The 24,289-nt window shown below is 44.7% G+C and carries 28 protein-coding genes; 9 read left to right on the top strand and 19 right to left on the bottom strand.

The genetic code is table 11. From position 1 onward, the window contains the following. Window positions 1-301: 301 nt before the first annotated feature. From LZ23_RS20880 to LZ23_RS20890, 3 genes are all read right to left on the bottom strand, one after another. A complete protein-coding gene (locus LZ23_RS20880; RefSeq protein ID WP_045217359.1) occupies window positions 302-769 on the bottom strand; it encodes a hypothetical protein in 468 nt (155 codons plus the stop codon). Between the two features lie 367 nt (window positions 770-1,136). After that, window positions 1,137-1,718, bottom strand: a complete 582-nt coding sequence (locus LZ23_RS20885; RefSeq protein WP_045217360.1) for a hypothetical protein — start codon at window positions 1,716-1,718, stop codon at window positions 1,137-1,139. A 476-nt stretch (window positions 1,719-2,194) separates the two neighbouring features. Continuing rightward, window positions 2,195-3,202, bottom strand: coding sequence for a helix-turn-helix transcriptional regulator (locus LZ23_RS20890; RefSeq protein WP_045217361.1), 1,008 nt, complete (start codon window positions 3,200-3,202; stop codon window positions 2,195-2,197). Between the two features lie 120 nt (window positions 3,203-3,322). On the opposite strand from LZ23_RS20890, the gene LZ23_RS20895 reads away from it, so the two are divergent. From LZ23_RS20895 to LZ23_RS24405, 7 genes are all read left to right on the top strand, one after another. Beyond that, the gene (locus tag LZ23_RS20895; RefSeq protein ID WP_045217364.1) at window positions 3,323-3,739 is read left to right on the top strand and encodes a hypothetical protein; all 417 of its coding nucleotides are present in this window, start codon (window positions 3,323-3,325) and stop codon (window positions 3,737-3,739) included. 418 nt (window positions 3,740-4,157) lie between these two features. Then, the gene (locus LZ23_RS20900; RefSeq protein ID WP_157493391.1) at window positions 4,158-4,673 is read left to right on the top strand and encodes a hypothetical protein; all 516 of its coding nucleotides are present in this window, start codon (window positions 4,158-4,160) and stop codon (window positions 4,671-4,673) included. Between the two features lie 31 nt (window positions 4,674-4,704). Further along, entirely contained in the window at window positions 4,705-5,019 is a 315-nt protein-coding gene (locus LZ23_RS20905; protein ID WP_157493393.1) for a hypothetical protein, read from the top strand. A gap of 33 nt (window positions 5,020-5,052) precedes the next feature. Next, window positions 5,053-5,454: a hypothetical protein gene (locus LZ23_RS20910; protein ID WP_045217369.1), complete on the top strand. Its 402-nt coding sequence runs from the start codon at window positions 5,053-5,055 to the stop codon at window positions 5,452-5,454. Window positions 5,455-6,215: 761 nt separating this feature from the next. After that, on the top strand, window positions 6,216-6,425 hold the full coding sequence (locus LZ23_RS24395) for a hypothetical protein (RefSeq protein ID WP_157493395.1): 210 nt from the start codon (window positions 6,216-6,218) through the stop codon (window positions 6,423-6,425). Further along, on the top strand, window positions 6,415-6,591 hold the full coding sequence (locus LZ23_RS24400) for a hypothetical protein (protein WP_157493397.1): 177 nt from the start codon (window positions 6,415-6,417) through the stop codon (window positions 6,589-6,591). Before LZ23_RS24395 ends, LZ23_RS24400 begins: the two co-directional genes overlap by 11 nt. After that, on the top strand, window positions 6,588-6,761 hold the full coding sequence (locus tag LZ23_RS24405; protein WP_157493399.1) for a hypothetical protein: 174 nt from the start codon (window positions 6,588-6,590) through the stop codon (window positions 6,759-6,761). The genes LZ23_RS24400 and LZ23_RS24405 overlap by 4 nt, the downstream gene beginning before the upstream one ends. On the opposite strand, the gene LZ23_RS20920 is transcribed toward LZ23_RS24405, so the two are convergent. The 6 genes from LZ23_RS20920 to LZ23_RS20950 all read right to left on the bottom strand — a co-directional run bounded on the left by LZ23_RS20920 (window position 6,741) and on the right by LZ23_RS20950 (window position 14,016). Next, window positions 6,741-7,142, bottom strand: coding sequence for a hypothetical protein (locus LZ23_RS20920; protein WP_157493401.1), 402 nt, complete (start codon window positions 7,140-7,142; stop codon window positions 6,741-6,743). The two genes, LZ23_RS24405 and LZ23_RS20920, sit on opposite strands and share 21 nt — an antisense overlap. A gap of 124 nt (window positions 7,143-7,266) precedes the next feature. Beyond that, window positions 7,267-7,896, bottom strand: coding sequence for a hypothetical protein (locus tag LZ23_RS20925; protein ID WP_045217372.1), 630 nt, complete (start codon window positions 7,894-7,896; stop codon window positions 7,267-7,269). 159 nt (window positions 7,897-8,055) lie between these two features. After that, entirely contained in the window at window positions 8,056-8,280 is a 225-nt protein-coding gene (locus LZ23_RS20930; RefSeq protein ID WP_045217374.1) for a hypothetical protein, read from the bottom strand. Window positions 8,281-8,530: 250 nt separating this feature from the next. Next, window positions 8,531-9,544: a PDDEXK family nuclease gene (locus LZ23_RS20935; protein ID WP_045217375.1), complete on the bottom strand. Its 1,014-nt coding sequence runs from the start codon at window positions 9,542-9,544 to the stop codon at window positions 8,531-8,533. A gap of 414 nt (window positions 9,545-9,958) precedes the next feature. Further along, window positions 9,959-12,574, bottom strand: coding sequence for a polynucleotide kinase-phosphatase (locus tag LZ23_RS20945; protein WP_045217379.1), 2,616 nt, complete (start codon window positions 12,572-12,574; stop codon window positions 9,959-9,961). Then, window positions 12,565-14,016: a 3' terminal RNA ribose 2'-O-methyltransferase Hen1 gene (locus LZ23_RS20950; protein ID WP_045217380.1), complete on the bottom strand. Its 1,452-nt coding sequence runs from the start codon at window positions 14,014-14,016 to the stop codon at window positions 12,565-12,567. Before LZ23_RS20950 ends, LZ23_RS20945 begins: the two co-directional genes overlap by 10 nt. Before the next feature lie 382 nt (window positions 14,017-14,398). Here LZ23_RS20950 and istA point away from each other — a divergent pair, with 382 nt between their 5' ends. Both istA and istB read left to right on the top strand, forming a co-directional pair. Then, on the top strand, window positions 14,399-15,859 hold the full coding sequence (gene istA / locus LZ23_RS20955; protein ID WP_084591175.1) for an IS21 family transposase: 1,461 nt from the start codon (window positions 14,399-14,401) through the stop codon (window positions 15,857-15,859). Beyond that, complete coding sequence (gene istB / locus LZ23_RS20960) at window positions 15,856-16,614, top strand: IS21-like element helper ATPase IstB (RefSeq protein WP_052507589.1); 759 nt, start codon at window positions 15,856-15,858, stop codon at window positions 16,612-16,614. The genes istA and istB overlap by 4 nt, the downstream gene beginning before the upstream one ends. 1,051 nt (window positions 16,615-17,665) lie before the next feature. Here istB and LZ23_RS23070 read toward each other — a convergent pair. From LZ23_RS23070 to LZ23_RS21020, 10 genes are all read right to left on the bottom strand, one after another. Next, entirely contained in the window at window positions 17,666-18,130 is a 465-nt protein-coding gene (locus tag LZ23_RS23070) for a hypothetical protein (protein WP_157493403.1), read from the bottom strand. A gap of 1,127 nt (window positions 18,131-19,257) precedes the next feature. Beyond that, window positions 19,258-19,788: a hypothetical protein gene (locus LZ23_RS20980; RefSeq protein ID WP_045217386.1), complete on the bottom strand. Its 531-nt coding sequence runs from the start codon at window positions 19,786-19,788 to the stop codon at window positions 19,258-19,260. A gap of 154 nt (window positions 19,789-19,942) precedes the next feature. Next, on the bottom strand, window positions 19,943-21,010 hold the full coding sequence (locus tag LZ23_RS20985) for a hypothetical protein (protein WP_045217388.1): 1,068 nt from the start codon (window positions 21,008-21,010) through the stop codon (window positions 19,943-19,945). A 62-nt stretch (window positions 21,011-21,072) separates the two neighbouring features. Then, the gene (locus tag LZ23_RS20990; RefSeq protein ID WP_045217389.1) at window positions 21,073-21,603 is read right to left on the bottom strand and encodes a hypothetical protein; all 531 of its coding nucleotides are present in this window, start codon (window positions 21,601-21,603) and stop codon (window positions 21,073-21,075) included. Between the two features lie 261 nt (window positions 21,604-21,864). After that, window positions 21,865-22,608, bottom strand: coding sequence for an ATPase (locus LZ23_RS20995; RefSeq protein ID WP_045217392.1), 744 nt, complete (start codon window positions 22,606-22,608; stop codon window positions 21,865-21,867). After that, a complete protein-coding gene (locus LZ23_RS21000; protein WP_045217393.1) occupies window positions 22,605-22,832 on the bottom strand; it encodes a hypothetical protein in 228 nt (75 codons plus the stop codon). The genes LZ23_RS20995 and LZ23_RS21000 overlap by 4 nt, the downstream gene beginning before the upstream one ends. Window positions 22,833-22,988: 156 nt before the next feature. Continuing rightward, window positions 22,989-23,141, bottom strand: coding sequence for a hypothetical protein (locus tag LZ23_RS24860; RefSeq protein WP_198146067.1), 153 nt, complete (start codon window positions 23,139-23,141; stop codon window positions 22,989-22,991). Between the two features lie 31 nt (window positions 23,142-23,172). Next, window positions 23,173-23,481, bottom strand: a complete 309-nt coding sequence (locus LZ23_RS21010) for a hypothetical protein (protein WP_198146068.1) — start codon at window positions 23,479-23,481, stop codon at window positions 23,173-23,175. A gap of 168 nt (window positions 23,482-23,649) precedes the next feature. Beyond that, window positions 23,650-23,862: a hypothetical protein gene (locus LZ23_RS21015; protein WP_045217398.1), complete on the bottom strand. Its 213-nt coding sequence runs from the start codon at window positions 23,860-23,862 to the stop codon at window positions 23,650-23,652. 30 nt (window positions 23,863-23,892) lie between these two features. After that, the gene (locus LZ23_RS21020; RefSeq protein ID WP_045217399.1) at window positions 23,893-24,078 is read right to left on the bottom strand and encodes a hypothetical protein; all 186 of its coding nucleotides are present in this window, start codon (window positions 24,076-24,078) and stop codon (window positions 23,893-23,895) included. Between the last annotated feature and the right edge of the window lie 211 nt (window positions 24,079-24,289).

Genomic DNA, 24,289 nt, shown 5'->3' on the forward strand with positions numbered 1-24,289 from the left:
ACAGTTAACAAAATGCCTTTAGGCGTTTAGCACAAATTTCAAACAAACATGTTGGTCGTTACGGCAATTGTAAGTGGCATAGCAGTCCGTTGCCCGGAAGGGGCCTAATTTTCCGCGCAAGGTCGCGGAAAAAGCCCAGTTACTTACTGCTGAAAGCTTGTAAGAAAAAAACAAGAAATTTTGAACCACGAAGACGCGAAGGACATGGAGTTTAAAAGACAATGCTGCCTGTCTTCCTTTGCGACCTTTGCGCCTTTGCGTGAGAATATGATTTTGGGTTGCGGGCCAGGCCCGCATTGGTCTACTTGTGCCCTTTCCAGGCAGGATCCGGATCATCGTCATAGTCAACAGCCCACTCAAAATCCCGAGATTCATCAAAAGGAGTTTTGTCTCCTCGTCGGTGAAACTTTTTATTGTATAATATAAACGGCTCGCACAGTTCCTGCAGTTCTTTTATGAGGTTCATGGCATCATGGGTACAGAGCAGATTTTTCTCAGATAAAAACTGCCTGCCTTCCTCAGTGCTGAACCTGGAAAATACCCACCAGCCATACTTATAAAAATACGGGTTTGAATGCATATTTTGGGCATAGCTCATCATCCCTAGCCCCATTTCAGCAATTTGTTTTAAATTTTGATGGGAGGGTTCCTTAATACCCTTATTCCTGCATTCACGATTTTTTTGTTCTTCAGGATATTCAGTCCTGTCATCCTGCAAATCTTCCTCAAAAAGATGATTCATTTCCTTGACCTGGTTGTCAGTAAGCATAGCTTTGTTTTCCCCCTTTACTATGTCGAATAAATTTTTGCCTTCCCTATTATGAGAGTTGAAAGTTCTCCCCCGTCATGCCGGACTTGATCCGACATCCAGTCTTTTATCCTATTGAAAAGACACTGGATTCCGGCTTTCGCCGGAATGACGAACAGATAGAATCATGGTAAGTAAATACAAGTATTTAAGAGAACTTTTGGCTGTCCAGTTCTCTATATATATAAAAAGAGCCCGGATAATTTAACCGAAATTAAAAAACTCACTTATATAAGCATGAGGCTCAGCTTGGCTGAAAAATACTGCTGTTCAGTGCCGGTACTCATAAGGCCAACCAGACAAAATTATTTTTGAAATTTACTGAGAATCACCGTTCAAGCATTCTTATCTCGTTGATCAACTCGGTCATGGTTGCAGGGGAAATACCCTGCCTGATAATTCGGTCCGGCACAGGACTGCCCACAAGTCCTGATTTAAAACTGAAGGTTTGCCCTTTTGTCCGCAAAATCAGGCGGGCATTGATACTATCTTTTACATGCTTATAAGCATTCATTATCTGTTTAACATCTGGAAGGTTTTTGTGGCTAATCTCCCTGCATTCATTGCAAATGCCTGCACAGCTGTTCGATCCAGACAATGGTGAGCCTTTTCCACTGAATAAATACAGGCTTCCTCCACAATGCCTACATTCGTCCATGAAAATACCTTTTTCCCACAATTGCAGTAGAGATCCTATGGAAGCCTTGTGTCCACCAAGATAAACAAGACCGACAATAAAGGATTCCAGGTATGAGTAGTAATACCGAGGGGTGTTCATTATCAAACGAGAATTATCAAGGATTAAGGAGAAGTTCTCCTTAAACATTTCAGTTTCTTTTTTGATTTCACTTTTTGACTGTCTCGGCAGGGTAATTATTTCTTCAATTGACCATGTATCACCTGATTGCATGACTGCACCTCCAGGAAAGCCTCCTTAAAAAAGTGACAAATTTGATCATTATTTACTCAACATCAGTTTTGAATGACTGGCACTTATGAGACGCACCCCCAAATGGTAAAAAATATTTTTAAATTTGTGGGTCCTGTTTCAGCAGCAATAGAGATGGGCTTCTCTGCCGCCTGTAATCTCTTCTGATGGGCATATGCTCCTCCTTGGATTTGCTTTACAACCGGGAGCCTTTTATCGCACACAGGAAGATATTGGTAATTGATTCCAAATTTGAAAAGGTATGTTTTTAGTTTCTGGGAGAGATTATCAGGTGAGTATGACGTTTCTGGTCACATAAAAAATATTTTTGAAAAGAATCATCAAAAAATTATAGATGGTATGAAGGATGAGTTAAAATAAGCAAGACGTTTAACTCGTCACGGAAAAATTCCAAGAAATCAACGGTAAATATTAAATCCCATGGATGTATTTTAAACTCAGTCACTGACATTTTTATAGTTATCAATGGCAATCTGTAAATCATTTAGCATCTCTTCTTTCAACTTTTCCGGCTTGACCACCAGAACCTCAGGTCCAAAACTCAGAAGCCATTTCTTGATATCGTACCACCCTGAGGTGGTCATCTTCAATGTCACGCTGCCGTCAGTGCTATCAATTATTTTCTGGTCTGGGGAAAATTTTCTCTCTTTGATATACTTAGCCTGGGCAGGACAAAAGATCACCTCAAGCTCGACAGGATCGTCATAGACAAAATCAAAAGCCATGGACAGTTTCTCTGCCGGGTCAAAATCTTCTGGATACTCGAATGTTTCATCCAGCTTTTCCAGGGCCTCAATTCTCTCAACAGCCAAGATACGAATATTATTAAATCTGGTAGCCCTGATGAATATGTATAACCCGCCATTACTTTCAAAGAAATATAAAGGATCAATTCTAAACTTCTTAACTTTGTCATCCACAAATGAGAAATAGCTCACCAGGCAGGTTTTGTTGTTTAGCATGGCTGTAGTCAGTAAATCGATAATTTCTTCTTTGCCCGAATAATCCTTGACCCATTTGCCAGATGGTACAAATAGCGACTTGAGCTTGTTGATCCCCACTTGAAAGTCTTTTGGGACAAATTGAGAAAGTTTGGAAAAAGTAAAATTGATCCTGCTCTCTATCTCCGTTCCTGAGTACAGACTGGATTCAGCCCTTAACAGATACAAAGCAATAATCTCCGAAAAATTAAGCCGAATGTCCGGAACTGTGATATTGGGCAGTTTTAATAAATATTCAGCATCAAGCTTCCAGAGTTTTTCCTTATTTGAACCTTGCTTGTCATCATACAGCGGGAACCCCAAGTCCTGGATAATATCTAAAAGTCTGTACACATTTCTGCGGTCTATACCCAATGATTCAGACATGCGGTTTATCGTAGTCCCTCCGGGTTGGCTTAACATATCTACAGCCTTCAACATCTGAACAATATTTCTTCCTCTCATCCAGCCCCTCCATAAAAAGAAATCACATATATGACCATAAGTGTCATATATATGCCATTATGATCAAGTATACGATTAAAAACAAGTTTTTCTAATTGAAGCAACAAGGAGGAAACGATTATGACGGCAAATACCTTATCCAATGAACATCCTGAAGATCTTACCGACCCCAAAAGGCTCAAATGGGAACAACTGGCACGAGTTAATCACGGCGTCCTCTCTCCATTTGAAAAACTGAGCAGGTCCAGGTTGGGGGATGGATGGATAATTAAATATGAATTCTATGGTGGAAGTGTAAAATCTGGTTCAGCTTTGGCTTATGTTGATGATCCTGAGAACAAGTGGCAAAAAGAAGCCAAGCTAAACTCCAGAATCATTAACTTGCAACGTAACCCAAACCAGTATTTAGCAATAAGATGTTTTGACGCATTACCTGGCAAATTCTTGGCCATGGTCGGCGGCACAAAGCAGCGTTTCTGGAGTCAGCTGTTGTTTATCCCTGGGTCTAAAGAACGTCAGCACGAGCTTACGGGCTAACAGCTTGTTGAAAAAGTCCTTATTCTACTGGCTGTTCAAAAATTCCAAGTGTAAGGAACAAAAAAAGTTCAAGGTCAAAGTTTACCCCGTGAAACCTTCTTTTGTTTCACTGGGGCGTATTTATGATACGTAAGAGTTTGAACTTTTTGCAGCGACGCAGCAATTGGGAGATTTTCAACAACCAGTTAAACTGCTTTTAATATCAATTTATAAATAAGGAGGACCAATGCTTATCGAAGGTGAAAACTTCATGTTTTGGATAGCCCCTGAAGATCATAAATCTGTAGCACCCCTTAAAGACACTAACAAAATGTTTTCAAGAGTACTTGATCATTACCAGGCAGTTAACAGTAACTATCCTATAAACGAAGTGAAGCTAAAGACTCCTGATCTAAGACTTTTTGGCACTCAGGAGGAAATGGAAAAAACAAATCCCAATGATAATTTCTGGGGAATGAAATGTATTGCCAAGATTAAAGCAAGTGGCTCATGCCATATTGACGTCACCCTACCTGAAATAGGGGGTTTTTCCGTAGATATTGAGGATAAGAAAAATCTGTGCCCTGCTTTGGAAGACATAATCATGGCTATTATTTTTCAGGGAATAATTGGTTTTGATTTGGCAGATTTTATGGCAGTTATGAAGTCAGAACATGCTGCCTGCAATACATTCCAATTGTCAGAATATCAAAATGGAGAAAAGAAGGAAAAAGTTATTAAAGAAGGAAGAACCTCTTTGATTGCTATTTTTTCTTTTGATGAAAATAGAACTGCCGACAAGGAGCCCATAGATGTTATTTCTGAATGGGCAGAAGCTATTGAAAATTCTGGCACAATTGAAAATGTCTTTCTGGCAGGAATCATCAGGAAAGACAATCAACCAGACCGGGCAACTTTCCTGCATACGGCAAAGCAATGGGAATTGAATGATTAATAAATCTTATCCAAGTAAAAAGAGGGAGTACATGTCTCTTAAAAAGGAATTTGTTGATTGGGCCTGTTCATTATCCGGTTGTGATGGTGGGAATCCAGAGGCAGACATATGGGTGTCAGGCATTGAATGGGGAGGAGGCGATGAAAAATATTATTCAGAACTTCCCGACCATATAAATGAGGGAGAGCATATACCAGCAGGAAGGTATGACTGGAAGGACAGCCTGACATATACTTATGGACGAAATGTCGCCAAACTTGTTTCTGTTATCAAAGGCAAAAATGTTGAAGAATACCAGGAATATGCCAATAACGCCAAAGGTAATGAGTTATTCAGGCTGAATTAATATCCTATAGCATTTCGTAATACTGATGAATCTTTGTGGAAGCACTATCGTCTTGATAAAATTACAGGATTTGAGGAGAAGGAGTTATTCAGAACATGGTGCTTTCTGAACAGATTTCCTGCCATTGCAAAGATTGTTGCTGAGCAAAAAAAACCCAAAATTATTATTGGCACAGGGGTATCTTACCTTACGGATTTCTTTAGTTGTTTTGCTGGAAAAAATGGCATTAAAACTCATATACACACAGCTAAAATACCATCTGACAGCTCCAAGCCATCTAATCAATACCAACGCAGGTACTATTGGGCACACATGGATAATGGAAGCACACTGTATGTAATTCCATTTTTCTCAGGTCAATACGGATTAAACAGCAACTATCTTATCCAGCAGATGGGTGAGATTATCAGAGACCAATATCTAAAAATAAAATAACACACTATTTGTATTCATTGAATGCTGTGAGGCTTTCCCACTCTTTATACAAAAAAGAAGAGAAAGCCTCCCTGCCAAGATCCAGACTGAGCGCTGGGCAATGGGACTGTCCCGGTTTTAGGAAAAGTACATCTTCACACTTGGGTTACGGGAGTATCCCTCATTAGTGATTATCTGGAGTTTTACCAGCGAATCGAGGTAGCGTCACAGGCGAAGCAGGTTTTCATCATGGTAACGTTCACAATTTATCCAAAACGGTATATATAGATTTGTATAAATTTTCAATTTCATGTTCAAGACCATTCTTTACTTCCGAAAATATGCTTTTTTCAAAACCAAGAGAAATTTTGGCTATCTGATTTGATCCTCAGCCAAAAGACCATCCCCTGACAATTTTCCGGAGGAAAGCAAGAATAGGACCTGCAGCGACGTTTTAGATAGCTTGGGTATTGTTACTCCCAGCCAGCATTTATTCACTGAGAAAAAATCCACTGCTACCTTGCTTGGGGCTGAGTATAACAGGCAGGTATGACAAAAGTGGTCATATTAATAATTTTTTTTGGAGAATTATTGCTCAAAACTTTGTATCTATTCACCACATTTGCTATAAAACTATTAAAATACCCTGGATTCCGGCTTTCGCCGGAATGACGAAAAAGGGCAACTATTTGCTCTAACCGTCACCCCGGACTTGATCCGGGGTCCAGGTCTTCTTATTGATCTTGCTGAACAGTTACAAAACTTTTTAGACTGGGGTTTTGATGGATATTATCAGTTCCTCCGACATGGAGATTTACCGGCAATCCGCCAGAAAAAGGCTGCAGGCTGTCCGGGAAAGCAGGCGCATCCGGCATGAACACGCCTGGGATGTGGCTCGCAGGGCTGCATCCCTGCTAAAAGAGCACTTTGCAGCTTCTCGTGTTGTAGTGTTCGGTTCCCTGTTACGTCCGGAGGTGTTTGATGAACGTTGACGTGGATACGGCGGTCTGGGGAGTGACAGTTGAAGAGTACCTCCGGGCGGTGGCCGCAGTAACCGCCCTGGACAAAGAAATCAGTCTGGACCTGATCAAGATGGAGCCAGGACTTCAGAGCAATGTTGCCATCAGCAGTCAGATAGAAGCGGGAGTGGAGATATGAAGTTAGAGATCGGCCCTTACCAAGCCCTGCCGGGACGATTGGAAATGAGGATACAGGATGTGGGCCGAGTGGTGCAGAGGGTTTCCCTTTTAATGAAAAAGGCTGAAGAAACCGCTGATGATGGCTACCTGGACGGAGTGGCCCTCAATCTACACAGCATGCCCAGGTAATTCCTTAATGAGGATTCTGTCTTTGGTAACAACAAAACTTACATCCACGATATCTTCATATTTCTTGTGACCGCCGTAATATGTTGCTCTGCACATCAGCTCTATCGACTGGTCTACCGATTTAAGGCTTTCTTTAAAGCCTACCGCCGCTGATTTTACCAGTTGTGCGACTTCTTGATTCTCTCTATCGCTTTCTTCTCTTTTTACCTTCTCTGTAATATGAAACGCTATTAAGCCTGTTGCTATGGAGACAAAGATTATGAAAACGAGTGTTAACTCGCTGGAACTACCCATGCCAATTGAATTGACTAATAGTATCAAGACGACGCATCCCACTGCACATCCGGTAGCGCATGGAGTACTCGAGGGATCTTTGTCCATTTTTTTCGTCATATCTCAGGTTCTTTTTAGCTGCGTGCTTCGGGTTACATTCCCATAACGCCGCAGATGAGCGGAATTGAGGGACGGGCGCGGGGCTTGCGCAAGCAAGACCCGTGAACGGCCCTCAATTTCCGCTCGATCTGCTTGTTCGGCGATTTTCTGATTTCGGAAGGCTTTGAAGATGCCTTTTGATCATTTCAATTCCTGCGTTTTTTGAAGATTCTACTTCTTTGCTGTCATCAACAACAGCATTCCACGATAGCCCTCGATCTTTAGGAGTTGTTGACAAATCGGTTTGAGCGATTCTATTATCCTTCAAGAACGGGAGAATGATTCCAGCCAACTTCACAATGTCTGTCTGAGTTTTTGCTTGTTCATATCCATCCTCACTAGATCCAAATCCGCTTTCTAGCTTTATTTCTATGAAAATCGCTTGCTTGCCTGATGTTATCATTACATCGGGTTTCGCATTGCAAAGCCACCGGCATCGAAATAGTTTTTTTTCAAGAATGTTCTCTGTAGTTTCAATTTCCTGGATTCCATTCTTGGCCCATTTGCCGGGGAACCACAATTTGGATTTCTTGATTGTTCCTGTCCAAAACATTCCATACTGGTCAATAAGATCGGGATTCAGATTCATGCAGGAAAAAAGTTCTCTCAAGAACGAAATTCGGCTGTTATGGGTTTCATCTGAATAAACTGCTTGGTCACCAAAAAGAGAACCAATAGTCGCGAAATAGCGCGACTTCAGCATATAGATTGAAATCCTGAGGGTCCAAGCTTATGCCCGTAACATCTTTGATCCTAGAAAAGGTCTTTGAGCGGAAATTCAAATCTCCCAAAATTAGCGTCTGAAAAAGAAATCCGAAGTGCCTTTCTTCTCTGTTCAAATTATAGAATTCCATTTCAATCCTCAACTTTGGCGCAAAACCTCATCGAGCTCCGGACTGATATTTGTCACACCAATTGAACCAAATCTATTCTTGAAGAAAGTCAGTTGTCCCGGTTGGTATAAAGCAACAATGTCAAAGTTGACCTCTTCTGACCTAATTTTTGGCTCTAGATTCCCGAGGGTAAACATTTCACCAGTTGTTTGCTTCTGAAAATCATCTTCAAAAAGAATCATGAGTCTCTTCATTTGTTTCTCCTTTTCATTTTCGCCGAACCAGTTGTTACAAAGTTTCTATATATCATTCCAGCCGACATGATATACATGATTTAAGTTCATTGAAGACTACGTGCATGTTCTGACAGAAGTCCAAAACTGCCAATTTTGAACGGGGACTGGCTCTCCCAGCCCTTGATTTATTAAGTCTGTGTTTTACATCAACAACAAAACAAGGGCTGGGGTGCCTGTCCCCTGCTTTCCTTAGAAAAGGGCTAAACTATCACCTTATTTCAAGGTATATATTCAACTCTTTTGCTAAATATTCAGCCTCATCTTTTGTGAGATATGGAACCTTAATTGTCCGAGCCCAGAAAAAACTCTTTCCTGTAATTTCAGAGACCTTCCCAAACGGCATAGCCTTTATAGTTTGTCCTTTCCTTGGAACTGATGTGATGAATTCAACATCCCGATACGAAGTTGCGTCGTCCGGTGACTTTATGCTTCCATTCTTAACTCGGCCGGCAGCGACAAGACCTGTCCATCTGTGTGAAAAGAAAACGATATCACCGGGGTAAACGTATTCAACAAACCGTTTCGCACCCCCAAAGGCAGCCACCCGATTATTTTCCATCATGTACCAAATTGCATCCTCGTCCCAGCTCCTGTTGGTATCGAACAATACTCCCTTTACATGACCAGGATTAATATGGCGATCATAAGGTAAGGTGAAAAACTCGAAATATTTCTCATCATTTATTTCATAAATTCTATACGGAAGAAACTTGATTGAAATGCCTTGATGTTTCCAGTAATCAACAGCATTGATCAGGTTATCGTCAGCGGCACTGCCAATTATGATCAGATGTTGTTTTTTGTTCAGTTCCTTTGCATCTAAGGGCTGCTCAAGCTTGAATGCCTCCTTATGCGCCAGGGGCAAGTCGCTGCTACTGTTGGAGTACTGGTTGAATTTTTGCTGAAGTGTAGAAAGCGTCCATTGTCCTGCATCTTGCGCATATCGCAAAGATTGATTAACTGCTCCTTCGCCTGCCGTACCCGTCTTTAATTCAAAAATAATGAGCTCACCTTTTTTGTTTAATGCGTAAATAGCAGCTTGATATTGTCGTTCCTGGAAAATCGGCATTAAGCCGCCATCTTCAAAAAGAACATCCAGAATGCTCTCGGCAATGAGCTCTTCCAGGTCTTTTTCTAAACTACCAAAGCTTGAAAAATCCTTGAATGCTACCGGGTCTATTCTGTCGAACTTGCCGTGGGTTGATCGTAGTTTGTATAGCATTGGTTATCTTCTCCTTATTAAACTTGAGATTTCAAATTTCCTGGCTCTTTGTTCCTGGCTTTAAGCTCCTCACCCGGGCGGCCCGGGACTGAACCTGTGAGTAACTTACACCACTCGTTCCCAGGCTCCAGCCTGGGGACGTTTTTTTCTTGCGGCTCCAGCCGCTTCTTCAAAATGTGGCTGGAGCCACAAAAAAGTGGTGTCCCCAGGCTGGAGCGTGGGAACAAGAAAAAAACTGGATTCCGTCCTTCGCCGGAATGATGGCAAAAAGTAATAGTTTGCTTTAACCGTCACCCCGGACTTGATCCGGGGTCCAGTTTTTTTGAAGTTGCTTGTCATAAATAAAGTCAATGAATTTAACCATACCTTGCCTGGCCCGAGAGACATGCTGACCAGTATGAACTCAAGGGTTGCTTAGAGCCTGGAGTCCACTGGTGTACTTTCTAAGGCCAGGATGCCGAAAACGCATTCGTGAATGCGATGGGAGGGTTCGCCGCTGACAAAGCGGTGCAGGGCTTCCAGGCTCAGGGCGTATTCACGCAGGGCCAGGGATCGTTTCATGGCCAGTGCGCGAGGCCGCAGACGTTCCAATTGGTCGGGCATGGTGTATTCCGGGCCGTAGATGATCCGCAGGTATTCCCGACCCCTGCATTTCAGTGCTGGTTGAACCAGGCCGCGTTTGCCCCGGACAACCCAGTCCAGCGGTTTGACTACCATCCCTTCAGCGCTTTTGGAGGTAAGTTCCACCCACCATTCTGTAGCGCCCTGTTCCTGTTTCGGATCCCCAAGCTCCACGGTTTGGTGAGGTGTGACTTGCAACAGTTCTTCGTCTGCTTTGCACAAATCGGCCAGGATATTCATGTGCCAAAGGTGGTCCTTATCGTCGTAAACACGTCCCTCGGTGGCCAGTAGGTGAAACGGTGCGATTTTCAGGTCACAGAGCTCCACCACGGGCCAGCAATAGTTGCCGTATGATTCCACGTAACTGGCAACGCACGCCCGTCGCTGTCGCAGTCTGTCCAGCAATACGTCACATTCCAGGCTGGAGGTGGAGGTTCTGCTCTGCATGGCCAGGACGGAGTGCATGGCCGCATTCAGTCCGGCCATGCCCGCTGCGCCGGTGGGAGCGTACTGGGTGAGTAAAAGCTCAAGGGCTTTGGCTGACCAGGGCATAATTTCCGCATCCAGGCAGATCCAGTCCGTTTCCAGGCGCTGCCAGAGCTTTGATTGATCCATGGCCTGGCGCAGCCGGTCCAGGACTGCTGCCTGTTGTGCTGGCTGGGAAAAAAAAGGTCTTCCCGTGCGGGTGTATGCCATACCCAGTCCAAAATGGGCTTCAGCTCCGGTTTGCGGTTCGGGCAGGCCAAAATGTCGCTGGCAGGCCTCATGGTTCCTGCATAGAATTATTACGGCACGGGAGCCCATGTGCTTTTCCTGGCAAATGACTGTGGCGACACTTTGTTTGCGAAAGTAATTGAAACACTGACTGGGATGTTCCAGACAGTCGCCTTCGGGAGCGGTTTCCGGCGGCGACATGGTGGGTGGCAAATAAATCAGCCAGCGAGGGTGTACGGCGAACCGGCTGATTGTTTCCAGTGCAGCAGCGGCACTTGCCTCCAGGATGGTCACTCTGTTCATGATCCGGGAGGTGATGACCCTTTTGCCCAGCACGTCTGTAATGTCCAACAAGTCTTCCCAGGGGCGGTCTTTTTTGTTTACCAGGGATGTGTCATCATGCATTGGGCGGATTTGTTCACAGTGAATACGGTGGGTCGGAACCTGAACAATTTCCAGTTCGGGATAGCGCAGTGCAGTCAGCTTGCCGCCGAAAACGCAGCCCGTATCTATACAGATGGTGTTGTTGACCCATTTGGCGTGCACAACCGGTGTATGTCCGTAAACAACCCTGGCCTGACCGCGGTATGCAGCGGCCCAGTCAACACGTACCGGCAGCCCGAAGGTGTCTGTTGCTGTCATGGGCACGTCGGGCGTTTCCCCATACACGGCAACATCGCGCACCCTGGAGGAAGCCCGGCCCTGCAAATCTTCGCGCAGACCGGCATGGGCTACCACAAGCCTGCCCCCATCCAACAGATAATGGCTGATCAGCCCATCCAGAAATTCTCTGATACGCTTCAGAAATTCCGGCGGCTCACGCTCCAGCTGCTCCAGAGTCTTGTCCAGTCCGTGGGTGATCTGGACGGTTTTGCCGCGCAGTTTGCGCAGCAGCTTCATTTCGTGATTCCCGGGCAGGCACAGCGCGGCTCCGGCATTGACCATGGCCATGACCAAACGCAGTACTGAAGGAGAGTCCGGACCCCGGTCCACCAGATCGCCCAGAAATACAGCCTTGCGTCCTTCAGGATGGCGGGCCGTGGGGTTTTGGGCATCGGCCTGAACATTGTAGCCCAGGGCGCTCAGCAGTTGAGTCAGCTCTTCAAAACAGCCGTGCACATCACCGATGACGTCGAAGGGGCCGTGATCTTGGCGGAGGTCAGTCCACAATCTTTGTCGCTGAATCTTCGCTGTTTGGACTTCTTCCGGCGTGGAAAGTATCGAAAAATACCGGAATCCCTCGCGCTTCAGACCGCGCAGGGAGCGCCGCAGACGGTCGCTTTGCCTGCGCACCACCCTGGGGTTCATGGTCCTGTCCGGACGCCGGGCGTTGCGCTCCAAGCAGATGCCCGGATCCAGGTCGAAAACAATGGCCACGGCAAAGGAATGGAATTCTCTGGCCAGGGTGACCAGTGCTTTTCGGTCTTCCGGACGGACATTGGTTGCGTCCACCACGGTCAGCAGACGCCTGGACAGACGTTTGCGAACAATGGCATGCAGGATGTCAAAGGCATCCTTTGTGGCAGACTGGTCGGTTTCATCGTTGGCCACCAAGGCACGACAAAAGTCGGACGAAATAATCTCTGATGGTTGAAAATGGGTGCGTGCAAAGGTGGACTTGCCGCTGCCGGACGCTCCCGCCAGGACAACCAGGGACTGTTCCGGAATAGTCAAATTCGGGTGTTTCAGGCGCATAATGTGAACACCCCCATCTGGGTCGGAGGGCCAAGATGGACATCCTCATGTCCGATACCGGCCAGGCCCACTGTATAGCCGTAGCGCCGGGCCACCTCTTGCGTCCAGTTCGCAAATTCGGCACGGGACCACTCGAAGCGATGATCATGATGGCGAAACTGTCCAGGAGACAGAGAGGGAAAGAGGGCGTTGTGGTCCGCGTTAGGCGTTGTTACGATCACCGCTTTGGGTCTGGCCAGGCCGAATATTGAACGCTCAAACGCTGCCAGCCGGTCAGGGTCCAGGTGCTCAATCACCTCCAGAATACAGGCTGCATCGAAGCCCTCAAGGCGCTTGTCCCGGTAGATCAGCGATCCTTGAAAAAGATTGATGCGCTCGCTTTGCCCGGCCGAGCCTTCATCTAAGCGCAGTCGTCTTCGGGCTCTATCCAGGGCTGACAGGGAAACATCCATGCCTGTGATGCGCTCAAATTCTCTTTCCATGAGCAAAGCCCGCAACAACCGCCCCTCCCCGCAGCCCAGATCCACGATCCGCCGCGCTCCCAGCTTCTTGAGCACGCCGACAACCGCGTCAATACGATGCTCGTTCAGGCTGATGCGCTGCTCCAATGCATCTTCAGCCTTACCGGAGATTGGGCGGTCCATATTCCGCTCCGGATCATCCCCAAAATGGATCTCGCTTTCCTTTTCGGGCGTCAGACTGGCCAGGGCCTGGCGGGACAACAGGCGCTGGTGTTTGAGATACCGAAGGGTAATCAGCTCCTGTTCCGGATGTTTCTCCAGCCAGCCCCGGGCATGTTCAATCAACTTCCCCAGTTCGTCCTGACCGACCCAGTAATGTTTTTCGTCGTCTATGACCGGGATCAGAACGTATAAATGACTGAGCAGTTCGCACAGCCGAAGCGTCCCGGACAGAGAAACCTGATAATGCCGCCCCTCGCCCCACTCGGGAAACCGCTCGTCCAAAGGCAAGGGACGCAGGGTGACATTGTAGCCCAACGGCTCGAACAACCTTTGCAACAGTCCCTCACCATCCCTGCACGGCAACACGGCAACTTCAGCCGAGAGCGGCAGTGCAGATTCGGCCAGCTCAGGCCGGTCTCGACATGTGCCCTTGAGCGCAGAACTGAAAACCCTGGCCAGGGCCACGCTCATCAACGAAGACGCTGCATAGGCCCGGTCCGTTACATATTGCCCAAACAGTCCCCCTTTGCTACTGGCAGGACCACCCTTAGCAATACGATCCGGACGACCACGCACCAGCCCCATCTGGTCAATATCTAAGAGTAATGCAGCAGTACACGAATCTTCGCGTGCTTCCGGAAAAAAAACGTGAGCCTGCCCAAAAGGCAGCGGAAAGGTTTGAAACCGATCCGGATGCTTTCCCAGCAGATAGCCCAGGTCAGTGGCAGGAACGTGGGTGGTGGTGATGGTCAGGAGCATTGTTGAGTAAAAATCCTGTTCAGTGCTGGTCTATGAAGTTATGTACAGCGAAAATTTGCGGTGATTGCCTTATTACGCCGAGAGTGTGAATAACTAACGGATTTTATGTTCTGAGTTATGCACCTTGATCAGTGCCAATTTCATGGAAAAGGCCAGTTTTGTCTGGCTTGAGGGTGATAATATCAGGCAGGTATGACGAAAGTGGTCATATTAAAAAAAATTATTTACCATAAACAGGCAACCTGCCTGGGGATAGGTGATGAGCGACAATTATAATTCCCCCCTGACGACAATTATTTTTCCCTGTTGATGAACAAGTGTTTATCCTCGAACTCCATACAGGAGGCAAAGGATGATCACAGACAATCAAGTGAGGAAACTTATGAAGCTTTTAGGACAGGGGAAGACAATGGAGCAGGCATCGGCAAAGTGTGGCATGGATGTAAAGAGTGCCCGTAAGTATAGGGATCTGGACAAACAGCCAAGTGAATTGCAGGCTGAAAGGAAACGGGACTGGCGTACCCGCAGTGATCCATTTATCAAGGAGTGGCCAATAGTCACAGCGTTTTTAGAGATCAATCCTGGTCTTGAAGCAAAGACTTTGTTTGAGCACTTACAAAGGCAGTATCCTGGTCGTTTTTCAGATGGCCAGCTTCGGACCTTTCAGAGAAAGATCAAGGGATGGCGGGCAACAGAAGGTCCAGCCAAGGAGGTGTATTTTCCTCAGGTTCACAAGCCAGGTCAACTGAGCCAGTCTGACTTCACTCATATGGGCGAGCTTGAAGTGACCATTGCTGGCCTGCCCTTTGACCATTTGATATACCATTTTGTTTTGACTTATTCCAATTGGGAAGCAGGCATGGTCTGCTTTTCTGAAAGCTTTGAGAGCTTAAGTGAAGGGTTACAGCAGGCTTTACAAAAACTTGGTGGAGTCCCGGAAGCTCACCAGACAGACAGATTGTCTACGGCAGTGAACAAACCAGGGAACATGGAAGAATTCACAAGTCGTTACCAGGGGCTTTTATCGCACTATGGCCTTACAGGTCGTAAAATTCAGGCAGCAAGCCCCAATGAAAATGGAGATATAGAGCAAAGGCATCATCGCTTTAAAAGGGCTGTGGATCAGGCCCTGATGCTGCGTGGCAACCGGGATTTTTCTTCGCGTAAAGAATACGATATTTTTCTAGAAAATTTGTTTATGCAGTTAAACCGCAATCGGCAGCAAAGATTCCAGGAGGAGCAAAGACTTTTACGTCCTCTGCCGGGCAAAGCATTACCATCGTGCAGCAAATTTACAGTTGTTGTCGGTCCGAGCAGCACCATAAGGATTAAGAAGAACGTGTATTCAGTTCATAGTCGTCTTATCGGTGAGCAAGTGGTAGTCCGTCTTTACGCAGAATACCTTGAGGTCTGGTATGGACAGAGGTTTATTGAGCAGATTCCTCGACTGCGTGGCGCAAGCAAGTCCCGCATTCAATACAGACACATAATTGACTGGCTGGTCCGCAAACCTGGAGCTTTTGCAAACTACCGCTACCATAGCGATCTGTTCCCAACGAGCCGTTTTAGGATGGCCTATGATGACCTGAAGAAAGTCCATGCTCTTTCCAAGGCTGCCAAGGAATACTTACAGATTTTAAAACTTGCGGCTAAAGAAAACGAATTGGCGGTGGACGATGCTCTTCGTTATCTATACGAGCAAGGTCAACCAGTGTCCGCAGATACTGTCAAGAGCATTGTATCTTCCGGCCAAAAGCCTCAACCGATAACTGATGTTGAAATTTCAGAAATTATTTTAGGTTCTTACGATCTTCTTCTGGATGCCCAGGAGGTGACACAATGATAGAGCAAAAACACAGCACCCTTTCCGGCTATCTAAAAGATCTGTATCTGCCGTCTTTCCGCCAGAATTATCGTGGAGAAGCAGATTTGGCCCGTCAGGAATCTCTGGATCATGAGGAATATCTGCTTGAGCTAGCCAGAAAAGAGTCTGAAGGACGGGCACTCAAGCGAACCCAGAGATATCTTCGGGAGTCCAAGTTGCCAAATGAGAAGACTTGGGAAATGTTCGACCGGGAACGTTTGCCTGTCAAGGTAAACAGTCTGGTGCAAAATTTATTGGAAGGGTCTTTTGTTGGCCGCTTTGAAAATGTCCTGGCTTTTGGCAACCCGGGAAGTGGCAAGACCCATCTGCTTTGCGCTATCGGGCATGAGCTGATCCAGCAAGGACGCCGAGTATTGTATGCACCCTGCAGCCTTCTGGTTCAGGACCTGCTGGTTGCCAAGCGGGAACTTAGCCTGGCCAAACAACTGAAGAAGCTTTCCAGGTATCATGCATTGATCATTGATGACATAGGATATGTTCAACAAGACCGGGAGGAAATGGAGGTTCTGTTTACCCTGCTTGCTGATCGCTACGAGCGTGGTACGGTCATGCTCACGAGCAATCTGCCTTTTTCGAGATGGGAACAGATTTTCAAGGACCCTATGACTACGGCCGCAGCCATTGACCGGCTGGTTCATCACTGCATTATCCTGGAACTTAATTTGCCAAGCTACCGTTTGGAAAAGTCCCGAGAGAAACGGGAAAAAGGGTGAAGATATGGAGCAAATAACCCGGACCAGGAAAGAGATCGAGGAGGTGGTTGTTTTCGTACGGCTTGAGTTGTACAACAAGGATTTGCCATGTGGCCCAGCCTCCATCAGAAAGAAAATGGAAAAATATGGTGAAGTTAAGATTCCGTCCGAAAGGACAATATCCCGAATTTTGGCCAGACATGGATTAACCCACAAAAGAACGGGTTGGTACGAAGGGGATGAACAAATTGGGTAGTAGGTGTCGGGAATAATCATTGTTGTCGATCAGTGGGGCAAAATGATGATTTTTTGCGCCCAGAGGAGGCCCCCCGGGGGGCCTCCTCTGGGCCTCCCTCTGAGCTCGTCCAAATAGACAACTAATCTTTGGACATGGAGGGTGATTGAAAGGGGATTATTTGGGAGTGGCTGATGGGAATTATAATTGTCGTTGACAGGGAAAAATAATTGTCGTTGAACAGATAGGGTTTATAAAAGAATTTTTCAGCCACCCGCTGCGCTCGACGTAAAGGCAGACTGTAAGACAGACTGACGCAGAAAGATATCATGTGTCTGTCTTTTCAGTCTGGCTTACTGTCTGTGGCTAATAATTCTTTACCAGGCAGGGCTGACGGAAAGGTAGACTGAATAATTTCCTCCTGGCGACTTGCCAGAAGGTAAGGATGCCATTGCATAGCGGCGAAGCAGAGAGTTGCACCGCAGGTGCTGACAGCTTTTCGGCGGGCAGGTCGCCCGCAGAAAGATATCCTGTGTCTGCCTTTTCAGTCTGACTTACTGTCTGTGGCAAATAATTCTTTATCAGGTGAGGCTGAGGTTAACCAAAATTATGGTAGTTTTTTACAAAGAATATTGAAAAAAATTTTTGGTTACCACGATCATGCAGCTTCCAAATTTGGTCATTCCCCAGCTTGACTGGGTAATCCATGTCTTTGGATCTTCAGATAAAAATGGATTACCGGGTCCGATTGTCCCGGAGACCGATGCGCGGCCAGCCATGATAATATATGTGGCTTAAAAAAGGTAGGAAGGTCGCTAATATTGATTAAATACTTATTTAAAACTCTTGCTGATAAATCCGCCTTCGCCGTGGCTTCCTGCTCTGTGCTGCCAGTCTTTGCTCAAAAGCTATGGCAGCCATTTTTCTGTTCTGGAGTGAATTGACCCCATTTACGACAGGATTGTTTTCTTCTAACTTATCCAAGTATTCCAGTATTTTTTGTTTTTCGATATCATTGTAACTTTCTTTGATTGCAAAGGGGCATTTCTCTATAAGCCCAAGGGGTTTAACCGTTCCTAATGGCTCACCTGTGTCCCAGTGATATTCGATGAACAGATAGGGGCGTGGTCCGATTTTATACCTGGAAATGAGAAAGCCATTTTTACCTTTCAGCCAGACACCCGCATAAGCATTTCTTGCGTATATCTTGTAGACGTATTGGTCTTCCAGCTCATCAATCCCAAGATAGTCAGTGCTGTCCTGCATTTTTCTTATGAAATCAAGAAGGTTATTTTCATTCATGAGATGCCCAAACAAATAAATTAAGAAATTATAAAATGAAATTATTCGCCAGCGACAGCGAACATTTCATTTTCTAAGTCCAAACGCCCGCGAAATGATGTTCCGGCTTCACTTTGCTTTCAACATTAAATTTTCTTTGGGCAGATGTGCATGGTGTTCATATTCAAGCTTTACATGCAGAAGATTGTGAAAATCTTGCAAGGAGTATGCTTCTTTTGGAAAAGAATTTCTGTGATAGCCTTGAGATGAATCGTATTCTTGGATTCAAACAAGAATTCCACCTCCCAAACGAACCCCTCACTATCTCTAAATTGGGGTATGGCTGCACTTAGAAAAACGAACCTATCCAGACCTGATCATTGGACAGGCGAATAATCTATACTGCTAAGCTTCAGCGTGACCGAGCCAGGGACCGGGAGTTGCGTCAGGTCGATTTCTTCTTCCTTGATCGGATAAGAGAAACCAGGCCTATGTTCGAGTTCCATGGCATGACCTCCAGTTGTTTTGCTTTTCTTCTGATGTTTATGTAAATATAAAAGAAAATAGTATTACGCATTTTTTGAAAACCAAAACTGGCTGTACTATGTTGAGCGTTATTACAATATCTGGTGATGAGCAAATTATTATTATAATTCCCCCCTGACGACAATTATTTTTCCCTGTTGAGTAACGAATGATTATCCTTGAACTCCATACAGGAGGCAAAGGATGATCACAGACAATCAAGTGAGGAAACTTATGAAGTTTTTAGAACAGGGGAAGACATTGGAGCAGTCGTCGGCAAAGTGTGGCATGGATGTAAAGAGTGCCCATAAGTACATCATAAGTACATAATTGACTCAAGCAGGCCTTTCTCACCGTTGGGTGAGTATATGCTCCTGGCTTGAGACTCATCGGATTCAAACCACTTATCTTCCTAAAGGAGAAGGGGGTGTTATCTCAGTCAGAAACTTTACTGGCCCGACCTTTGAACAGCCAAAAGTTTATTCTGCCCTTGGGATAAGCAGCATTCCAATAAAGTCGAGGAAAACAATGACCTAACAAGAGTAGTGCCGACAAAACAAGCCAGAAATAAGATAGCATTTTGAAATAACAGAGAATTTCGCTTAAACATGCGGAAACTGGGGTTAGCGTTTTGGTTTGTACTGACTTATTATACTATTTAATATAGGGAGTCTACCTTGTGACTTATAGTAGCAACAAAGAAGGTATGTCTCTATTATCTCAGGTGGGAAATGTTCGTTTTCTGATTTTATTGGTATTGCGTAAACATTAAAATCGCCCATAGATATGACAGTATCAATAGGAGTTCCTATGACATTAGGATCATTTGTCCATCGATGGTTCTTGAATTTTGGATCCCCTTTTTTCAATTCTTTACTATCATTTGCAATATTTTTCCAAATCCTTCCTCGTATTGATCCTATAGTTTTACCTATATACCAAATTTCATTCATGTTTTCTGTTAGTGGAATGTTCCAGTCTGTTTCTTTACACTCGGAATAGATATATATTCCGCATTGGTAATTTAACTCATAAAAAATATCTTCTCCTCGAAGAGGATTCCAAGGATCGCTATATGTAGCTTTTAATTTTATTTTTGAACCAAATAAATTATTGTATGTCTTTAAACATTCATCAATATCTTTAACGACCATATATTATCTCCTTCTTTCTCACTAACGCCAAGCCTTAGCGGAGTGCGCCTTTGGCCAGTCCGCTAAGGGCGCATGTTTAAGGATAGAGATCGACCATGTCCATTCGGGCAAAGCGCCAACAATCATGGCTGATGGTCGACTTTATCCTTCTTGATTAGGCTATGGCCTGTACAATGCACCCTATTGTACTTTCGAGTTGGTCAGCGACCTTCTTGATATCGCTTACTTCTTTTAAAAAGCCAAAATCAAATTCAAATAGAACATAAGTGCTCTGTTTGTAATGACGAGGAAACACGTTGACGAACGAAGGCCATACCACTTTATTGAGGCATCGCCAAACTGCATCGCGTACTGCCTGATCGAGTTGATCATCATCCAATTTTAAATTTAAATTAAAATCCTCATTAATTTCCAAGTAAAAAGAGTTGCTGTTGATATTAAATATGCTTTTCCCAAGATGAGGTTTGCTTGAATCCCACATTTCCAGAAAATTGAGAACGGAATCATGCACAGGTGGAGACATACGAGGAACAGGGTATAATGAAACCTTTCCAAATTTCTTTGTTCTTTCAGACTCGTTCCATTCCGATGCTAAAGACGAAAATACAGGGAACGCTAGTTCTGGAGCACAGAATACAAATCGATTATTTGGAAAGTCGTTTTCACCATGAAATGCAAGATATTTTTCTCGAAAAACTGAAAATTGCCGCAATAGCGAAAATGCATTTATTCGCTTATCACGCTCGATGCGCATAAAATGAATCCACTCTTGATATTCTTTTTTCCTTGGCAAATTGTATTTTAACGAATTCTCAACCAAATCTATCATTACATTTAGGCCGATATGCCTAAATCGCCCAGATCCTGCTCCTGCTTTGTATGGCTTTGTATAAAATTCCGATGTGCCGTAAGTAATAAATAGAAACTCTTTTTGCTCTTTCAAATAATGCAGAGATTCCGAAGTGGTAACTATTCGGTTTGTTTGCCAATCCTGATTCCATCTTCCACTTTCATCTGAATCTACCTTAGTTTCTACTACAACTGAAAGATTCTCGAAAGTAAGCTCAATGTCGAATGGTTTACGGCGCTGCGCATGTTCAAGGTTACCAAGAGGCGGAGTGCCGAAAGCACTTTCTACCACATCGAGTTTCCCTATACCATCCAGGTCTTCAACAAGCCATACTAACAACCAATCATGTGTTTGCTCATTTTTATAATTCATCGAATATTCCTTCTTCGCCTAACAATGTTACCGAGATTTAGATAACATTTTAAATGGCATCGCTATATTTTTTTCATTTGCCTTTCTAGATCACGAATCCGTTTAACAACTTTGCTGTATGTTTTTATCAGGTCTGTAAGAAGATCCCTTGTGCTAAGATTACATTGTTTTTCATTAATATATCGCTTCAGAAAATCCTTTGCTGGTTGCTCTAACTCTTGTTCATGATCATCGATTATTTCTCGCAGCAGAGTTCTAGGAGTTGTTGTGAGCCGATTTACGATTTCTTCCTTGGCTTCTTCTATGACAACAGCAGCATCTTCTTCAGCCATTTTACGGTAATTTCTGAAAGCCCAAATCAAGTAATCAGAACCACCAGCTTTAGCTAAAGTACTCATCTGAGTATTAGACGCGGGCTCATAAGGGGCATAAACCTTTAAAGATTTGACGTTTTCACCGAAAGTTCTAGTCTTCCATTGTTTAAAAGTTTCAGCTTTTTTACGATTAGGAATTCGTTCAAGTTCTTCTACCCAGCCTTCATCATCCTCGATGAGAATACCGTATTTCTTCAAAATCCTAAGGTTGCTACTCATTTATAACCCCCATAATTAGTTTCCATTTAGAAATGTTTAACAATCTGAAATTATTCATTACACTGCAGTTGTGCCCAATCAAATTTATTACGCGATGTAGTCACAAATCAACCCCCACAACAAATCCACCCCCAGGATAGTGCAGCTAGCTGACCACCGGCAAAGGACTAACCTCTTGCAAACAGTTCTTATACGCTTCAAGCTGGCCGGTAAAGTCTAAAGACTTCTGCTCGGGGGGGAGTCCTTTTCTGTGCCATTGGTTTAATCCTGCAATTCGGCAAATTTGTTCCACACGCCCGACTTAAACCATGCCGGAATGCGGTCTGTTTTCATGGTTAAGAGGCTGGCATCGGTGACTTCTGCAAGCCAGATTTGCGTCGGCCCGGAGTTGTCAAAAATGTAGGCTCGATTTGTATAACGAATAGCTTCCGGTAATAAATCCAGTGATCGGTAATAGCGGGATGTCACTTTGTCATCAGGTACTGAATGCCCCCCAAGACGAACTCGGTTTCGTATACGGGAAATGTTGATAATAGGGTCATCGGTCGCTATGTAATACAAATAGGTGCGAAAGCCTCGCTGCTGGGCTTTTTTCAAAAAATCGACCTTGTCAGCGGAGGACATGACGGTCTCGAAAGTAAAAGAAGTTCCGCGTTCCAACAGTTTGCGCCGAAGAAAGTCAGCCGCCACCGAGGCAAAATAGGAGTTGACCACCACATCAAAAAAGCTCAGCTTGTCATCGCTAAACCGCAAATAGGCCGCCTCATCCAGCAAGTTTGCCTTATCAAGGAGAACGGAATCATTGAAAAAGGCTAAGATTTCCGATTCGGTGGTCGCTACGCCAAACATTTTCAGATCCAGAAAATCATGACTCCTGATTGCCAGCTCGATCTCATCAGGGTTGATATAGACGCCAAGCAATTCAGGGCGAATCACAGATTTGAGCGTGCTCTTGCCGGAGCCGTTGGGGCCGGCAAACATGCGCAGACGAGGGATATGACTCATTTCAGCACCCGTTTTTCCCCCACTCTTACGGGGGTGGGCGGGGCGATCTTTTTGACTATAGTGCGTGTACCGTCGGGGAACACCTCATAAACGATGCCGTTTTCACTCTGGAGCACGCTGTGGCCCGAAGCCAAAGTCTGCCAGTAGGCTTGTGTTCCAGCAGATTGAGCCAATTCAGGAATGTGTTCTTCTAAAAACTGCATACTTTTTTCGGAGATAGGCATGGTGTTTTCCTTTGTTATCATTCAAATGGACTCGGATAGGGTAAAAGTTGCAATCCGCCTATTACCGGGTCAGCCTTTTTACCGCCCATTCATTTTTACGAATATTGCTGACCCATTTGCTGCTGTCACTCATATCCTCACGGTTACGCCAGATCCCTACGAACGGCTCATCAGCAAGTTCAGGTTTTTTTTACTGCCGTTGCGTGCCCCATAGCGTGTTTTTAAGAAAGCTATGAAATCTGCAACTTGATGCTTGGCTTCGGGAGGTAAGGTGGAATAATCATGTAAAAAATTATCCTGTCTCATCATCTTTACTCCGCTTATATTTTTTTTTCGGCGGTCACTGATATTCCTCACGATAAATCATTGATTTATCCGTTAATGGATTAATGACAATTAACCAGTCAAAGCCTTCAAAATCAGCCGTATTCACAGTATATAAGCCATTTATTCCATGATCTTTTAACGTTGCTGCCAATGCCACATCAAACATCTTTTTTCGGGTTGTCACGGTTTGTAAAAGCGTAAAAAAAGTCTGGATTTGTGTCTCTTTATGGGCGAGTACCCGAACGCCGGTATCAAGGTAATCTTGGACGATACGGCTCGCATCTCCTATGGAAAGAGGGTTTTGCAATGTATGTCTTGTCATTACACTCATAAACTCAGTGAGTACTTGCGTTGACAGGCAGATCGACAATTTCCCTTCGGCATTGTCATTATTGAAGACATGTTCAATAAAATGTTTCGCCCGTTTGTGAAATTCAGCGTCTTTGTTATGCGTAAATTAACAGATTGGTGTCAATCGCAAACATGATGGTTATCCTCGTTCCGCATAGATTTCGTCCCGGTCACAATGAACGTCTTGTCCTAAATTGAAACTACGAACTTGAAACGGCTTGCGTTGACGTACTTTTGGCATCGTTGTGGGCTGCATGTCGTGCTTTAATGACTGCAAAATATATTCTATGATATGAATTCGTTCTGAAATTGGGGCATTTTCGATTTTTATAAGTATTTCATTGGCAATCATGGTTGTTCCTCCCTGTCAATATATACTGATTCAGAATTTACTTTTATTGCCCTCAACCCCCACAACAAATCCACTCACAGGATAGTGCAGGTAGCTGACAGCCGGCAAAGGACTAACCTCTTTCAAACAGTGCTTATACGCTTCAAGCTGGCCGGTAAAGTCTAAAGACTTTTGAACCGGGCTGTAATCCTCCGGACAGACCCCGTGCCAAGCCATGATAAACCGCTTTTAACCCCAAAAAAGATGTGACAAACACATCAATTTTTTTAGTTGTCACAAACGCGTAATGCTCCTGCCTGTTTTTTCTGGATTCCGGCTTTCGCCGGAATGACGGTAAAGAGTATGCATCTGCTTTTAACGTCAACCCGGATCCCGAATCAAGGTCCGGGACAGGCTTTGATCCGGGGTCAAGTATTTTGCATTTCGA

This window comes from Desulfonatronovibrio magnus (assembly GCF_000934755.1).
In the GTDB taxonomy this organism is placed as follows: Bacteria; Desulfobacterota; Desulfovibrionia; order Desulfovibrionales; family Desulfonatronovibrionaceae; genus Desulfonatronovibrio; species Desulfonatronovibrio magnus.

Coding starts and splice junctions, on each gene's coding strand:
- istB (WP_052507589.1), top strand. CDS start 15,856: ATGATAGAGCAAAAACACAGCACCCTTTCCGGCTATCTAAAAGATCTG.
- LZ23_RS20885 (WP_045217360.1), bottom strand. CDS start 1,718: ATGCAATCAGGTGATACATGGTCAATTGAAGAAATAATTACCCTGCCG.
- LZ23_RS20985 (WP_045217388.1), bottom strand. CDS start 21,010: ATGAATTATAAAAATGAGCAAACACATGATTGGTTGTTAGTATGGCTT.
- LZ23_RS24395 (WP_157493395.1), top strand. CDS start 6,216: ATGGATATTATCAGTTCCTCCGACATGGAGATTTACCGGCAATCCGCC.
- LZ23_RS20900 (WP_157493391.1), top strand. CDS start 4,158: ATGGAAAAAACAAATCCCAATGATAATTTCTGGGGAATGAAATGTATT.
- LZ23_RS20890 (WP_045217361.1), bottom strand. CDS start 3,202: ATGAGAGGAAGAAATATTGTTCAGATGTTGAAGGCTGTAGATATGTTA.
- LZ23_RS20980 (WP_045217386.1), bottom strand. CDS start 19,788: ATGGTCGTTAAAGATATTGATGAATGTTTAAAGACATACAATAATTTA.
- LZ23_RS24405 (WP_157493399.1), top strand. CDS start 6,588: ATGAAGTTAGAGATCGGCCCTTACCAAGCCCTGCCGGGACGATTGGAA.
- LZ23_RS24400 (WP_157493397.1), top strand. CDS start 6,415: ATGAACGTTGACGTGGATACGGCGGTCTGGGGAGTGACAGTTGAAGAG.
- LZ23_RS20990 (WP_045217389.1), bottom strand. CDS start 21,603: ATGAGTAGCAACCTTAGGATTTTGAAGAAATACGGTATTCTCATCGAG.
- LZ23_RS20920 (WP_157493401.1), bottom strand. CDS start 7,142: ATGGACAAAGATCCCTCGAGTACTCCATGCGCTACCGGATGTGCAGTG.
- LZ23_RS20925 (WP_045217372.1), bottom strand. CDS start 7,896: ATGCTGAAGTCGCGCTATTTCGCGACTATTGGTTCTCTTTTTGGTGAC.
- LZ23_RS21000 (WP_045217393.1), bottom strand. CDS start 22,832: ATGCCTATCTCCGAAAAAAGTATGCAGTTTTTAGAAGAACACATTCCT.
- LZ23_RS21010 (WP_198146068.1), bottom strand. CDS start 23,481: ATGACAAGACATACATTGCAAAACCCTCTTTCCATAGGAGATGCGAGC.
- istA (WP_084591175.1), top strand. CDS start 14,399: ATGAAGCTTTTAGGACAGGGGAAGACAATGGAGCAGGCATCGGCAAAG.
- LZ23_RS20895 (WP_045217364.1), top strand. CDS start 3,323: ATGACGGCAAATACCTTATCCAATGAACATCCTGAAGATCTTACCGAC.
- LZ23_RS20945 (WP_045217379.1), bottom strand. CDS start 12,574: ATGCGCCTGAAACACCCGAATTTGACTATTCCGGAACAGTCCCTGGTT.
- LZ23_RS23070 (WP_157493403.1), bottom strand. CDS start 18,130: ATGAATGAAAATAACCTTCTTGATTTCATAAGAAAAATGCAGGACAGC.
- LZ23_RS20950 (WP_045217380.1), bottom strand. CDS start 14,016: ATGCTCCTGACCATCACCACCACCCACGTTCCTGCCACTGACCTGGGC.
- LZ23_RS20935 (WP_045217375.1), bottom strand. CDS start 9,544: ATGCTATACAAACTACGATCAACCCACGGCAAGTTCGACAGAATAGAC.
- LZ23_RS21015 (WP_045217398.1), bottom strand. CDS start 23,862: ATGATTGCCAATGAAATACTTATAAAAATCGAAAATGCCCCAATTTCA.
- LZ23_RS21020 (WP_045217399.1), bottom strand. CDS start 24,078: ATGGCTTGGCACGGGGTCTGTCCGGAGGATTACAGCCCGGTTCAAAAG.
- LZ23_RS20880 (WP_045217359.1), bottom strand. CDS start 769: ATGCTTACTGACAACCAGGTCAAGGAAATGAATCATCTTTTTGAGGAA.
- LZ23_RS20905 (WP_157493393.1), top strand. CDS start 4,705: ATGTCTCTTAAAAAGGAATTTGTTGATTGGGCCTGTTCATTATCCGGT.
- LZ23_RS20930 (WP_045217374.1), bottom strand. CDS start 8,280: ATGAAGAGACTCATGATTCTTTTTGAAGATGATTTTCAGAAGCAAACA.
- LZ23_RS20995 (WP_045217392.1), bottom strand. CDS start 22,608: ATGAGTCATATCCCTCGTCTGCGCATGTTTGCCGGCCCCAACGGCTCC.
- LZ23_RS24860 (WP_198146067.1), bottom strand. CDS start 23,141: ATGATGAGACAGGATAATTTTTTACATGATTATTCCACCTTACCTCCC.